The 15,204-nt window shown below is 42.0% G+C and carries 9 protein-coding genes; all 9 read right to left on the reverse strand.

Annotation, left to right across the window (positions count from 1 at the left end; all coding sequences use genetic code 11):
• Positions 1 to 515: 515 nt before the first annotated feature.
• The 9 genes from PMI13_RS13235 to PMI13_RS13275 all read right to left on the reverse strand — a co-directional run bounded on the left by PMI13_RS13235 (position 516) and on the right by PMI13_RS13275 (position 14,740).
• Positions 516 to 1,682: a Wadjet anti-phage system protein JetD domain-containing protein gene (locus PMI13_RS13235; protein ID WP_007844529.1), complete on the reverse strand. Its 1,167-nt coding sequence runs from the start codon at positions 1,680 to 1,682 to the stop codon at positions 516 to 518.
• Positions 1,679 to 5,083, reverse strand: coding sequence for an ATP-binding protein (locus tag PMI13_RS13240; RefSeq protein WP_007844531.1), 3,405 nt, complete (start codon positions 5,081 to 5,083; stop codon positions 1,679 to 1,681). The genes PMI13_RS13235 and PMI13_RS13240 overlap by 4 nt, the downstream gene beginning before the upstream one ends.
• An 8-nt stretch (positions 5,084 to 5,091) precedes the next feature.
• Positions 5,092 to 5,661 carry a DUF4194 domain-containing protein gene (locus PMI13_RS13245; protein ID WP_007844533.1) on the reverse strand — a complete coding sequence of 190 codons (570 nt, stop codon included), beginning with the start codon at positions 5,659 to 5,661 and terminating at the stop codon, positions 5,092 to 5,094.
• A gap of 2 nt (positions 5,662 to 5,663) precedes the next feature.
• Entirely contained in the window at positions 5,664 to 7,088 is a 1,425-nt protein-coding gene (locus tag PMI13_RS13250; RefSeq protein WP_007844534.1) for a DUF3375 domain-containing protein, read from the reverse strand.
• Positions 7,089 to 7,185: 97 nt separating this feature from the next.
• Entirely contained in the window at positions 7,186 to 7,551 is a 366-nt protein-coding gene (locus tag PMI13_RS13255; RefSeq protein WP_007844536.1) for a hypothetical protein, read from the reverse strand.
• 107 nt (positions 7,552 to 7,658) lie between these two features.
• On the reverse strand, positions 7,659 to 9,416 hold the full coding sequence (locus PMI13_RS13260; protein ID WP_007844538.1) for an ATP-dependent nuclease: 1,758 nt from the start codon (positions 9,414 to 9,416) through the stop codon (positions 7,659 to 7,661).
• A 20-nt stretch (positions 9,417 to 9,436) separates the two neighbouring features.
• Positions 9,437 to 9,727: a hypothetical protein gene (locus PMI13_RS13265; protein ID WP_007844540.1), complete on the reverse strand. Its 291-nt coding sequence runs from the start codon at positions 9,725 to 9,727 to the stop codon at positions 9,437 to 9,439.
• A gap of 41 nt (positions 9,728 to 9,768) precedes the next feature.
• On the reverse strand, positions 9,769 to 13,503 hold the full coding sequence (locus PMI13_RS13270; protein ID WP_007844543.1) for an AAA family ATPase: 3,735 nt from the start codon (positions 13,501 to 13,503) through the stop codon (positions 9,769 to 9,771).
• 1 nt (position 13,504) lies between these two features.
• On the reverse strand, positions 13,505 to 14,740 hold the full coding sequence (locus PMI13_RS13275) for an exonuclease SbcCD subunit D (protein WP_007844544.1): 1,236 nt from the start codon (positions 14,738 to 14,740) through the stop codon (positions 13,505 to 13,507).
• Positions 14,741 to 15,204 lie beyond the last annotated feature (464 nt).

The raw sequence follows: 15,204 nt of genomic DNA on the forward strand, positions 1-15,204 counted from the left end.
TCTGACATCATTGATCAAGATAGATTAATTGCGGCTTAAATCGAACTCACGTTAAATAATATATCTCCAGATAAACACACCTCATCCCCATCTACATAGATTTTTTCTTTTGGTCTAACTTAAGTAAAAAATGCTACGAATAGTGCTTTTTCTAATCCATTAGTTATCATAGAGGGACCTCACTAGTACAAAACTTGAACTTATTATTGGAAGATTTAAGGCTACTATGCAATAATATATACCACACGATTAAAGAATCAATTTAAAAAAATATCAAATAATAATTTGTTCATAAACTAATATAACAATGTCTAAGTAATAAAGCTTGCAATATTCTGTTCAGAACGATTGAGAGAATTTAAAAGATATTGATGAAACCGTAAAAAAGATGCTGTAGTAGGGCTGCCTTGCAAAAATTATCAGAAAAATGGGATACTCACATACCCATCAACTCTACTGTTATTAAGCAATACTGGTTCTAAATACAGTTACTGATATAGTTTTATGCAACCATTTCATGATTCGATCCTATTCTTCAAACATCTATCTATATACACCTGCGGAATTTTCTCTTGTTCCAACCTGTTTTTTTCCAAAGCCTTTAAATACTGGAAAAGATCGTTTTCCTCTTTGCTCAAGAGGTTTAGATTTTGGGATTTATTTCTTGCGCCACTTACTGCATAGTTTTGAAAAGTTTCAAAAGTCGTCCGGTCCATCATGATGCTTTGGGCATGCGGATGGTATGACCGTAGCTGATGCAGAATCTGAAAGCCATGTTCATCGATATCGCCCCAATACCGAATCTTTTTGTCTGACAGCCAGGCCGCATTTTTGAGAAAAGAAATATTAAAGCCCCCTCCGCTCCAGATGGCGACAGTGGATCCTAACAGCGGTAAGGTTAAAAAATTCATTTTATTCTCTGTAATTAGGATATTTTCAACCAGAATTTCAAGGGTTTCAAAATCGGAGAGTGGGATACTAATATCCCTAAATTTAAAATCCGGATTCGGGTTTTCATCCAGAAAGCAGAGCCTGATCAACGGTTCATCGTACCGTAAAAAGAAACGTTCGGCGAAACGTTTTTGTTTAGCCGAACGCACATGATCCGGAATCAGGAAATCAAGTAAGGATTGAATTAGTATATTGTTTTCTTCAATGAATTTGGTGTGGATCTCAATGGGCAGCTGTCGCAGGTACAGATTAGGCCGTGGTGTTTCCATAAAATATCGGCAAACCTTCAGAACGTCATTCCAGTTGATATGATGATCCGTTAACCATAAACAATGTTGCAAAGTCCAGTCTTTTAACACAGGAATGGTGCTAATTATCGTGTCATAATACTTCAGAAAAACTTTCCAATATTTTTGATAACCAGTAAAATAGAGGTAATCTTCAAGACTTTCAAAAATAATGGTATCCGGCAAATCATGGCTACCTGTCCGTCTGAAATTCCGATCGGCAGTCTGTACTAGGTAGCCTTTACCTGTCTGGTTTTTGGAATAGTGGTATAGCTCTTCTATCTCCTTTTGCAGGATTTCAAAGCGTTCCGTGATGTGAGCTGATTTCACTTTCCCGATACGGTCTATTATTTTCGGGAAAAAGGGTTCTTTCTGAATATGGCTTTGCAGCAAGGGCTTCCACCATTTCAACGCCTGTTTTTTTATTTCCGCCGGGCTAATCATTTTTCAGGGGTATTAGGAAAGATTCCGTTGTGTTTGTCGCGTTCGATTTCATATTCTTCTTTGGTAAAATTACTGACCTGCGAATTATTGCCTTCCCGGTTGCTCACAAAATGAAAGGAGCTGACATGACCTTCTATGACATGGATTTTTTGCAATGGTGTCACAATCAACAGTTGGAGATTCAGTTTTTTAAACAATTCCAGTCCGTAACGGGTACTTTCGTCACTGCCTCTGCCGAAGGCTTCATCAATCACCACGAAACGGAAACTTTTGCTTTTGCGCTCTCCGAACTGCAGCCCAAACTGATAGGCCAAAGCACTGGCCAGAATGGTGTAGGCCAGTTTCTCCTTTTGTCCACCGCTTTTTCCGCCAGAACCTTCATAAAACTCTTTTTCTGTTTCATCGGAGCGGTAACGTTCACTGGCGTTGAACTCAAACCACTGGCGCACATCGGTAACAGTTGAAGTCCAGTCGCGGTCTGCATTTTCCATACTGGCAAAACGGTCTAAGATCCTTTTTACCTGTTCGTATTTCTCTTCCGTATACAGATCATTATGGCTGCTAAAGGAATGGATATAGCATTTTTTTAATTCTTCCCTGAATAGCCGTACTTCCTTATTAGGGGTGGCATCCATCAGAATGGTGATGTAGGTATCCTGCACCGCATTGTAAACAATTTCTGAAAGATGTTCGTTAATCGTCCGGATTTTCTGTTTGATATCTTTTTCGTGTTTCTGCAGCTGGCTGTCGAAGACGGCGATGCTGTTGATCACGTTTTTATTCAGCTCTTCCTTGAAGCGCTCTTCGTGCCGTTTTAAGTCTTCAGACTCCAGTTGTCTGAATTTTTTAATGTATTCGGTACGGGCATCGATGTTGTCGGTAACTTCACTATATTCGGCCCGGGAATGTTCCTTGATTTCCCGCATTTTTTTCTCGATGTGGGTTCGATGACCAGCCTGACGTCCACGAAGTCTTTTCAATTCGCCATTCTCTCCCTGAAATTGTTTTCGGAATTCTTCTTGCCGATTTTCTATGCCCCTGAGGTTTATCTTTACTCCAGTGAGTTTTTCGTCTATCAACGAATACCATTTTTCTTTCAGTTGAGGGGCTAATTGTTCTTTTTGCTGTATGGCATGGTGTTGCTGTTCCCGATAGTTTTGAATCTTCGTTTTGAATCCGCCGATATCTTCCGTGAATTGTTTTTGTCTGGTTCTTCCATCTATAATCTGCTGGTCCACTTCGATTTTGTTATGTTGCAGCTGGGCAAGCTTATCATTGTTATTCAGCAATTGATCGCGTTCCTGTTCCAGTTCATAGATTTTCGCCACATGGTATTGCCAGTTGATGCGGGAAAAGTCTTTCACATAAAGCAAAAGTCCTAGCAGTTGCTTCTGTTCTCTGTTCTTTTCCTCCTTTTCTTCAATATCCTTTAGCCTAGATTTTAGCTCATAAATGTTTCGCTCCAGCTTATCCACCGAATTTTCCAGTGCTTTAATCTTCTCGGCATTGCTCCAGCCTAATACATAATTACGCCTGTCGTCAATCCGTTTGCGGTCGTCTTTGGTATGTCGGATGCGGCCGCTCTTGATCAGCCCTTGCCGGGTGATGCCAAAAGGAACATGTGGCAAACCGTCAACATCAGTACAGATATAATCGCCAAAGCTGCGTTGCAGATAATTTTCCAGCCAATCGTAAAAAGGCGTTTCAGGTTTAATATTTATTTTATAAGCGATGCTGTCTTCATCCAATTCTTTTAAAAGTCGAGTGTTACCATTCAGATCTGCTTCCAAATAAGTAAGCTTGATGCCTCTTCCATCAGCACCTTTTAACGGATTGCTATTGACGTAACGGCTGACACTCCGGTAATGCTTTCCGGGAACGAGTAAGCTGATGCCTGCATCACGGAGCAGTTTTTCGATTGCGCCTTCCCATTCGGTTTCCTGTTCATTCACTTTCAGTAATTCCCCAGTGAAAGGCAAGTCTTCCTCGTTAATCCGCAAATCGGCACAAAGTTGTGACCGAAAGGCAATCAGCCAAGCCGGGATCTGGGTTTTACGTTCTTTGAGTGATTGCAGTTCTTTTCGCTCTGCCTGATATTCCGCTTCCTGTTTACGCAGTTCACTGACCTCGTTATCCCGTTGTTCCCGAATTTTTTCTTCTATCTGACCACATTTCTCTATTGATTCATTAGCCCGCTTGATGTTGTTCTGGAAATCACTTTCCTGCTTTATACTTGCCAACCCGGTCTGCAAGGCGAGACGCTCATAATCATCGAATTCCTTTTGCTTGATTTCTTTGTCTTGCTCATGCCGTTTAATCTCTCCGGCAATTTGTTCGATCCGTGTTCCTCTGTTGCTCGCAATGTCCTGTACAATCGTTTGCCGCCGCTCCTCCCAAGCCTCTATTTCCTGGGTGATGGTGTGTAGCTGCTGTTCTGCTGTTGAGAGTTCCTGACCGGCATCTGCAATGGCCTGTTCCAGCAATTCCCATTTCCTTTCGGCAAACCAGACTGGCATCACTTCCAACATGGCTTCTATATCTTCAATTTCACGGGTAACCGTTTCGTAGGTTTCACTGGCCTCTGCCAAAGGCTTTAGTATCTGGTATTGTTCCCGGGTATGCACTACGGCGGCATGGGCTTTATTAAGGTCATCAAAACGTTTGAGCAAGGCATCAATCTGTTCTTTGACATCGGTTTTTTCCAGCATCTGTTCGCGGACAAAATCGGTCAGACTGCTGACGGACTTCATGGAAACGGTCTGATAAAACAGGTCGATCGCTTTGTCGCTGTTCATGCCGAAAAGCCTGCGGAAATGTTCGCTATATTGCGAGAAATTATCATTGAATAATTGTATGCCCGGCGTATTACGCAGGTTCTTTCGCAACTCGTTGATATCACCGAAATGCTGAAAATGATCTTTAATAGTTAAAGGAATCGTGCCGATGATCAGCAACTTTTCTACTTTTCCCTCTTTGCCGATCCAGAAAAACTGGGCCAGGCAAATGTGTTCATTATAACCCTGGTTATAAAAATTTCCGATAATAACGGTATAGGTATGATCATCCGGACGGAGGTAGACCTTCTTTGCGGTTTTAGTGATTTCTTCCTTTTCTTTTTTAAATTCTCCTCTCACGTAACTCAGCAGGTTGCGCTCTTTTCCTTCGGCACCGGCGGCTTTATTAAAGATAATCTTATGGTGCGGCACAAGCAGGCAGGTCAGGGCATCCACCAGCGTAGATTTTCCTGAACCGATATCGCCTGTCAACAGGGCATTTTGTCCGTTGGGCTGGATCTGCCAGCGCACCTGGTTAAAGGTCCCCCAGTTGAGCACTTCCAAGTATTGAAGCCGGTAACCGGCCAGATTGAGTTCTTCAGGATGGGTATCAAATAGTTCTTCCATAAATGAGTTTAGTCTTTCGGTTGGTTTTCAGCAGCATAGTTCCGGAACTTCTGCAGGGTTTCATCAATCACATCGGCATTCACAAAACCTTTGATGATCCGGTGTATTTCGTAGTTTTTTTCCTGGTCTTCCAGTTTTCTGAGGAATCCGATGGCGAGTACACGGTTGATGGCGGTGTTGATCTTTTCCTGTTGTTTGGCTTCATCATTTACATTGGGCAAGAATACTTTCACCCGGTTGATGATTTCCTGGTCGCTGATGATGGAACGCACCGAGCCACCCTGTGCATCGTGTTCGAGTAAGAATTTTCTCAGAACGATACAGACTAAAGAAGTCATGAAATTGAGCGATCGTTTTTCAGTCATTCTCGGAAAATGTCTTTCGTCGTCTTCCCATTCCTTCTGGCGGAGAAAGGCGTAGCCTTCGCTTTTATCCAGAAAGAGTTCTAGCCCAATCGGGATAAAATATTTTTTGACATCGGGTTCATATTGCAGCAGGTTTTCCCAGGTTTCCTTCTGGTGGCTGTATACAATTCCTTTCAATAAAGCAATGAGGCTTGCAGAGTAACGGTATTCCATTTTTATCGGTTAAAGATGATGATAGGGGTTTGCATGCGATAGGTTTTTCCGGTGGATTTGTTTTCGATGATGTGATATTCGAATTGATCACGATTGACGAAATGTTTGCCTTCGTTAGTCGCGATTTGCATATAGCCCAATATTTCAGCAACGCCTTTGGTGGGTTTGTAATGGTTGAGTAACTCGGAAAGTGCAACCTGTGAACGGCTTTTCAAAAGGGTTTTCACATGGTTTCGCAAGACTTCTACATCCACGTAAAACTGTTCAAACAGAAGGTCGGTATCAGCCGTAGCCACGCCATCGGCAATTTCGGTGGCTGCAAAGGCAACTTTAACCGGTGGATTGAAAAGCGGCCGGTCCATAGTAAAGGAGGGTTTAAAAACCTCATCGATTTCCATCCATGCTACTTGCTGATCAAGCGTTTCTTTGTGCTCCAGCAGCAAGCTTTCCATTTCTTCGATGCTTTGGAGGATATGGCGGCTTTCGGACAGGTTTTTTTGTTCCACAAATTTCCGGAGCTGCTCAATCAGGCCGTCGTTGCTTCGGTTTACTTTATCACCGGCATCCACCAGGTTGGTTTTGATACGATCTACGGTCTGTTCTTTTTTGATTTCGACAATCGCCGGGATGGCATTGATCTTATCCAGCAATTCTTCGAGTTCTTCCTGCATCTGCTCGCTCATCAGAAATTCCCAGAAAGCCTTAAAACTTTTTCCTTGATCGGTATTCCAGAGGAAATCCTGCTGCTGAAAAACATTATCGAGCAGATCTGCTTTGGCTAGATTGCTTTTGATGATGGTCTGGCGGGTCTGGCTATCCAATTCTCTGAAATTTTCTTCGACCTGCCGGAAATCGGATAACAAACGTTTCGCAGTTTCCTCGGCCAGAAAATAGTTTTCTTTCAGCTGGGTATCGGAAGGTTTCGTATAATTGCCCTGGCGGATCTGTTCGATTTCCTGATCAATTTTCCGGCGTTCTTCCTGCAACTGCTGGATTCGCTCATAAGGCCCGGAAGTAGTATTGACAATGCGTTGCAGCAGATCAAAAAACTGGATGAGCCGGCTATGGGTGCCTACAAATTGTTGCTTATTCAGATCTTCGAGCCATTTTAACGCATTTTCCGTCGCCGGAGAAAGTTCGTACATGGGTTCGTCGGCCCGTTCATAGTATCGGCGCAGATAACCCTGATCCGCCCATTTCTGTAAATAATCTACGGGTGCTTTCTGGTAATCCTCAATGCCCAGCCGTTGAAGCGAAAAGATGTAATCGCCCAGGATGCTCTGCAATTCGGTTTGAAGATATGAAATCCTGTCCTGCTGCTTGAACATAAGGTGGAAAAAGCTCACCAACAGCGGAAAGTGTTCTGCCCGCAAGAGCTGTAGGGTTTTGTCGTTTTTGTAGAGGGAGAGCGCTTTTTCGTAGTTCATTTTTGATTGGAATTCGGCCGTTAATCGAAATGCTTTATGGTATTGCTTGCAGTAGAAAAAAATGTATAAAATATCAGATCAAATGTTTATTCTATTACTATTTTTTGGATATAGTTATACGGTGATGTTCCCAATCATCAACATGCAAAAGTAAAGCGCAATCTCCATCGTTATTCCACACGTTACTATTTAACCCCCAATAGAAAAAATGACTTGTAGCACCATTTTCATTTTTTATAATACTACTTGTTCCTTTTTTAGTATAAAGAATTACTAAATCTCTTTTTTTTACTTTTTTATCAGGAAACCAATAGGGATGACGTACTTTATTTGAAACTTCTCCACTATTATAAGTAGTATCTAGTATTAAAAATTCACCTATATCAGTATCTTCTAAAACGTTTAGTACAATTCTCTCATCATCATGACCGTGGTCAATAATCTTACTAATTTTTACTTTCATTTTTTATTTTGTTTTGTAATATTCATATAATTAATTACGTGATTTAGATCTTTTATCGATCATTCATAAAATCAGCCCACTTTTTATGATGCTGATTTTTATTAAAATTAATTGAAAAATAATTCAACTGAATTTTGCAGTTCATCCAAATCTTCCCACTCAAGACAACTTTCAGGCGTCTTACTTTCATGATTAATTAGACAATCCAGTAAAGATTCTATAATGTTAAACTTTGTCGGATCAGAAGATATTGTTTCTAAGGCATTATAAGGTTTTTCCGAAACAGCTTGCTGTCTAAAATAAGCCAATTCAAAGTTTGGGATTGATGCTAAAAGTCTAACAGATATTGAATCTGGCAAGCCAACTAAACTATCTTTTATACGCTGATTATTAGTCCAAGCCGGATTAGCTCGAGCATTATCCTTTGTACGAGGCGTATCACTGTCATGAAGAATTGAATAGCTTGTACCAAAATGATTTAAAATTTTAACCAAAGATATTATCGTAGCTTTACCCCTAGCTCTGATGATATGCACATTCCTGTATTTTTCAGGCTTTTCCTGCCTAACATAGTTGAAAGCCGTATATTCGGTATCGCCTTCTACAATAATAACTTTCCCTCCAAAGAAAAATTCAGCCACATACGGATCACAGGCATTTAACAGTTTTAGATTTTTCTTATCAGAATCTTCAAATTTTACCTTATCAGGCCTAAAAACTGTAGTCCCTTCAATATTTCCTTCAGTGTTTCTTTCAACTTTAACGATGGTTGTGTTATCTCTCGAAAAATCGATGAAAATAGGAGAATGTGTCGTAACCATTACTTGCCAGTTACCTGACAGTGGTAAATCATAAAGGACTTTACAAGCTTCTCTAATTGCACTAGGATGCAGACAAATTTCAGGTTCGTCAATTAATAATAAATACGGACGTTGAATCTCGCTTTCACTTTTGCCCTTTCTATTAGTCTCTGCAATATATTTTAATGCAGTCCAAAGTAGAGTTCGTCTGGCTCCACTACCTTGTTTATCTACGGGACTTAAAAATCCTCCAGCTGGTCCCATCTTTAAATTAGAATGCCATTTAAATAAACCTAAATCTAATGTTCCTTCAGGTTGCGCTTCAAAATTAACCACATAATCTGGGAATACTTGGTTTATTAAAATTGTCAGTGACTTGTTAGCAACATCTATTTGGTCTTTTGTTTCATCAATTATTTTTCTCTGCAATAATATAGATTGATCCAAAAGCTCATGATATTCATTTCTGTCTTCTGATGATTGCATGCTTTTTACTCTTTCAGAAATTGCTGTCATCAACAGTTTCTTGATTTCTTTTGCCTGTTCTTCAGGGTCAGAAAATGCATCAACTTTATGTGGTTCAGGCCGACGTTTGTTTGCAATGTTTGCTGGACCAAAAGGAAAACTTGCCGCATCCCAGTCATTAATTTCAGTATTCCATCCCCTTCTCGTCGGTTTACCGATGTCTGACCAGGACCATCTTTCTTTTACCAAGTAGCCATTAGCTATTTTTGTTAGCCATTTCTCTCCAACTCTGTTATCAAATACTACTGTATGAAGTTCTATTTCTGGGAGTTTTTCAGGATTTATTTGATTATTAGGAAAATCTTCAATTGTGAGTTCTCCTTTTTTTGATCCATCCGACATAACCACCTCATATGCTTTCAGAATAGAACTTTTTCCAACATTATTTGCGCCAACAAGTACAACAATATCATCCAGTTCAATTTCAACAGGAGTATTTCCAAGACATCTAAAATTTTTAACAATCAGTTTTTTCAAGCGGGGACGAGGCATATCATCCATGAAAGTAAAATCTTCCGTTGTTTTTGTTGCTTTTGCCATATATAAGTGATTTAGCAAGTTTATAATTCAGCATAGATTTCAGACATTCCTTTATCTCCTCTTTGATAACCTGGACGAGGTTCGTCAAACAGATCTTCGGTAATGGTAATGTCATCAACTTTTCCCAGATCATACATTTTCCATCCGGATTTACCCGTAGAGCTGTAGCCGTCAATTTGAAATGCACGTAATCCCTCGTTGCCGGCTATAGTTTTCCCATAACAGTGCGGTTCGACAACTCTAACTTCATCTCCGTAATTAAATTCAATTATGTTTTGATTTTCGATTGCATCAATGATTTCTTGATTCATAGTTTTTTGGTTTTATGGTTAAAAAATTAATTGTTATTGTATTACATTTCCATCACCTCCACCTTACTCCTCCCGCTCTGTTGCCTGCTCACTTTGATTTGCACCGGGATCCGTTCCGTCATTTCCTGGACGTGCGAGATCACACCTACTTTTCGGCCCTGGTTGTGCAAGCGTTCGAGGGCATCCATGGCGATGTTGAGCGTATTGGGATCCAGCGAACCGAAACCTTCATCAATAAATAGAGATTCCACTTTCATACGGCTTGACGACAGTGAGGCCAACCCTAAAGCCAGGGCCAGCGAAACAAGAAAAGATTCTCCGCCCGAAAGCGAGTAAACGGTACGTACTTCATCGCCCATGTCCTGATCCGCCACCTGGAGTCCCAGCGATGCCGGAATGCGTTCGATCCGGTAGCGATTGGTGAGGGCCTGCAAATGAATGTTAGCATAACTGAGCAACACATCCAGCGTATATTCCTGGGCAATTTGCCGAAATTTCTTCCCATCAGCAGAACCGATAATCTCGTTGAGCTTAGCCCAGCTTTCGGTGACAGCTGCCTGCGTTGCGATACTTTGCAGCAGTTTGCCGATCCGGTTTTTATTGACTTCATCCTGTTGCAATTGGAAACTATTTTCTCCTTTTTTGTGCTTCTTTTCTTCTACTTCCGATTTAGCCGCAGCGTTTAGGGGGATGAGTTCTTCGAGTGGGATTTGCGATGCACCATTTTGCTGATGACGCGCTAAAGCCTGTTTTCTTTCGGTAAGGATACTATTGGCTTTGGTCAGTTCTTCATCAATGGCCAGTAATGCCTTGCGTTCGGTATCTATCCAGTCGTTGCTCAGTGCCAGCAAATCATGAAGTGCTTCGAGGCTGAGCTGCTGATCGTTCTTTTGGTTATATTCCTTCAGCCAATCCAGCAGATGCTGTGAAGTTTTCTGTATCGCGTTTTCCAGTGTGCTTAATGCGGCCGTGAGTTCCTCCTGCCGTGTAAGGGCTTTGGTATGATCGATGGCCAGTTGTTGTTGTCTGGCTTTAAGTTGGTCAAATATTTCCTGGGCTTCGGTGATCGCCTGTTTCAATTGAAGTTCCTTGTCATCAGTGAGCTGCCCGGCAAACAGATCTTTACGTTGTTGACTCAGATCCAGGTACAATTCCTGTTGCGAGAGATTGATTTCCATTTTCCTTTCGGCTTCTGATGCCAGTGCTTTTGACTGGTATTCCATTTCTTTCAGAGTCGCTTCCAGGGCTGCTTTTTCTCGGGTACATTGATCCAGTTTTTCGGTATGGGCTTTCCATTGTTCGGCAAAAGTTGTAATGCCATCTGTAAATGTAGCAGGGGTAGCCTTCCAGTTTTCCATCCATCCAGATGCGGAGAAATATGGCGAGAGAAGTGCTTCAATTCCTTTCAGATGGGTCGCAGCTACTTCTTGTTCGCGTTTCACCTGGTTTTGCTGTTCCTGAAACAAGGACAGGTTGTTCTGAATATCTTTGATTTGATTCGCCAGGCCGTCGGTATTTTGCTTCAGCAGATCCATCACGTTTTTAGCCGTTTCCAACGCTTGTTTTTGGTCAGCGTAAGTTTGTAATTGGGTCAGCAGATCAGCCTGTTTTGTTTTAAAAGCCTGCAATTGGGTTTCGATCCAGGATGCTTTTTCCGCATCGGTTATGGAAAGACTTTTTTTCGCCGCATCCGATTGTTCCCAGGCTTGTCTTTGGATCTCAAGAGCGGATTGTTTAGCCTGAAGATCTCCCTCTTGCCGTTGAATGGCGATTTGCAGGCGCTCGCATTCCTGCTTTAAGGCCTGATGTTTTCTATGGCTGGCCAGATAGATTTGTTCTTTTTCCTGATGGGCTTTTTCGAGCTGAGCCAAAACCTTTTCCATTTGGGGATTTTCCGCCACATAAGGATGGTATGTGCTGCCACATACCGGGCAGGGTTCATGCTCGGTCAGTGCTTTCCTCAACTTTTCTACATTTTCTGCCGATGCCAGCCGGGCCTGTTGCAGGAGTTGATCAGCTGTATCTCTTTCCGCGTTGATGACCGGCAGCTGTTGGTCCAGCTCTTGTAAAAGTGCCTGTTTGTGTTGATGATCGGTTTGATCCTGTACTTGCTTCTGCTTTAAATTTTTGCATTCAGTCTGTGCATAATAGTACAGCTGCCATTGTGCCTGTGACTTGATCAGCTCTTCTACCTGAGCGTCAGTTTCAGTTTTATTTCGATTCAGGTTTTCGATCGGAATGGCCAGTAATGTTTTGGATTGGGCATTGCAGCTTTTTTGTTGATCTTCGAAAGCTTTCAACTGCTGTTTCCACTGCTGCTCAATATTGGCTTTTTGGGCTTCGGTGGTTTGGATTTTATTCTGTAACTGTGCTAAACTTGTCACAGCATTTTGCAGTACTTCCAACAGTTTTTGGGCATCTTCCAGTTTGGAGAGGATAAGGTCTTTATTTTCGGCAACCGGCTTTCGAGCAGTTTGTTCAGTCTGCCATTGGCTGATGGTTTCTATTTCTCCCAGCAGTGTAGCAAATACTTCCTCTTTATTTTTAAGTATAGCCTGGTGTTGCCGGTTAATTTCATTTGCTTTCTGGGCCTCTTCTTTCAGCTGGCTGACCTGCTCTTTTTTCTCCGACAGCAGCGTATCGAGCTTCCTTGCTTTTTCCAGTAATGGCTGCGCATCCGCAAGGGTTTTATTTTCAGCGGAAAGCTGATGGTCGGCTGCTATTAGCTGCTTTTCAATTTTTTCCTGTTGTATTTGCAGTGAAGCCAGGGTTTTCTTTAAAGAGATCAGTTGGGTTGATTTATCGATCTGTTGTGCTTGCGCTTGCTGTAAGGCATCTGCCCAGCTTCGGGTTTGCTGTGCCTGTTCGACTGCATGTAATTTAAGGCTTCTCGGCAAAGCGGAAGTTTTGGTTTCAGCAGCTACTTGTAAGGCATTTTGCGCTTCATCGTTGCTTTGTTGAAAGTTGGCGAGTTGTTCGTACCATCCAATCCCGGCAGTGTATTTTTCGATCTCTGCTTCAAGGCTTTTGATCTGGCTTTCCAGCAGCTCCTGATCTGCAGATAGGACCTGCTGTTCTTCATCACTCAGGGTGACAATACCTTCTTTACGGACATGGAGATCGCGTAGCTGTAATTCTTCGGCCTTGTATTTTTCAAAGATTTTCCGGGAGATTTCAGAATAAATATGGGTTCCCGTCAGCTTTTCGAGCAAAGAAGATTTCTCGTCGCGGTTGGCTTTCATAAAAGCGGTAAAGTCGCCCTGCGCCAGTAACACCGACCGGGTAAATTGCTCAAAATTCAAGCCGACCAATCGTGCGATTTCATTGAAGGTTTCTGCTTTTCTGCCGGGCATCTCGACAGCGGTGCTAAGGTTTTTGAGCGTTATGGAATCAGACTGTATGCCTCCATCAGCCCGGTTCCTGGCCCGTCTCACACTCCAGGTAGCGCGGTAATTTTGCCCGTCGATTCCTCTGAAATCGACTTCAGCAAATCCATCAGCCGTGCCGTCGCGCAGAATGCCCCGCACATCACCCTGGCTTAGCGTGCTGCCCTGTACATCTTGAATTTCAACGCCGGTTTCCCTGGCCTGGAGATAACGGGGTGTTTTACCGTATAAGGCCAGGCATAAAGCATCCAGGATGGTTGATTTTCCAGCTCCGGTAGCACCGGTAATGGCAAAGATCCCAGCAGAACATAAAGGCTCTTCCGTAAAGTTGATTTCGGTAACTCCTTCTAACGAAGCTAAATTTTTAATGCGTATGGTAAGGATCTTCATCTTATTCGGCTTTATGGTTTACTTCCTGCACCACCTGTTGAAAGAGCTGCAACAGATGATCGGGAACTTCGCTGTTATATCGGGACTGGTAGACTTTACCGAATACATCAAGCGGCTGCAGTTCATTCAGCTTTTCAGGTCTGATCAGTACCGGTGTTTCTTTAGTTGAACTCGGATATTGGACATCGATTTTCGCAAGCCTGACACTTTTACCGGCTAGTGCTATCTCTACTTTATGGCGCAAAGCGGGCTCAGGTCCTTCCAGCAAGACTCTCACTTGCAGATAAGGCAGGTTTTCCGGATTGGAATCGGCTGATGGCAATTGTTCCAAAAGGGAAATGACTTCATGCAAAGGCCTATATTGAAGCGGAGTCCTTTGAAGTGGCACAAACAGCGGGATTTCTACGGTTTTCAGATTGCTGATTTCCTGCTCAAGATCAAAAACAATCACCTGATGCTTGTAATGAATTTCGGAGAAAGACATCGGCAAGGGACTGCCCGAATAACGGATGTGTTCCTTTCCACCAATTTTTTGTGCTTTGTGTATGTGTCCCAGCGCTACATATTTGATATCCTGATGAAAGGCCATGGCTGAAATGCCTTCCACACCGCCCATGATCAGCCTTTCAGTTTTATCAAGATCAGTGACCTCTGCCTGTTGGGCATGTAGGTGTCCCATGGCAATGATGGGTTGGCCTTCTGATTTATGTTGTTCCGCATAGTTAAAAGCCTCCTGATATAAAACCGCCACACCTTCGGTATAAGGGTTGGCGCAGTCAGCAATGGCAGGATAATCGCCCATACGCAGAAAAGGAATGGCCAGACACCAGGCTTTGATGTCTCCCAAAGTATCATTTATTTTAACAAGCAGTTTTTCGTAATTAATATTTCCCTCGGCATCTTTTTCTACTAAGCCTATAATATGAACATTAGAAGATTCCAGTAAAGGTTTCGGTGCTTCCAAACGTGCCGCCGAATCATGGTTACCTGCCGTAATGATAATTTGTAGACCTGGCAATACTGTTGTTGCCTGGTTGAGAAAACGATAAAACATCCGAACTGAGGCTGCAGATGGATTGGAACTATCAAAGATATCCCCGCTGATCAGCAGTACTTCGATTTTTTCAGTTACTAAAGTTTCTACCAGCCAATTTAGAAACTGTTGGTGTTCATAACTGCGGTCATATTCGTGAAACAGCTGGCCAATATGCCAGTCTGCAGTGTGTAGAAATTTCATAATACAGCTTTAGGACGGTTAATCTGTATCCCAACAAATTTGGGATACATGAAGACCTGACTTGCCTGGTAATCCCATGACAAATCATTTCATACTTTTGATGAAGCAGGTTGTTAAATTAAAGAGGATTGTGTCTTTGGTTTTTCATGGTAAGAGTTATTAGTTGATGCAATTTAATAATTAATTCAAAACCACGAGTAAAATTCAAGCAATTTTGCATGCTCTCCATAAATTCTTTAAGCTTTATCAAAATATCTGGCTAAACTACTTATATAAAACAAGATGGATTTACGGAAAACAGTAAGGAAATAACTTTTTTTCACGAAAAATAGAATTCATAAATCATTAAGAAAATTATAACATTATTCATCAAAAGCTTCGACCTTTAATTGAAACTATTAGAGAAGCTTTGGTAGACTTCCCTGTTTTTCAGACAAATTAAAATTATTAAATTTAGTTTGTTA

Origin of the sequence: Chryseobacterium populi (assembly GCF_000282115.1) — a bacterium.
Classification (GTDB): Bacteria; Bacteroidota; Bacteroidia; order Flavobacteriales; family Weeksellaceae; genus Chryseobacterium; species Chryseobacterium populi.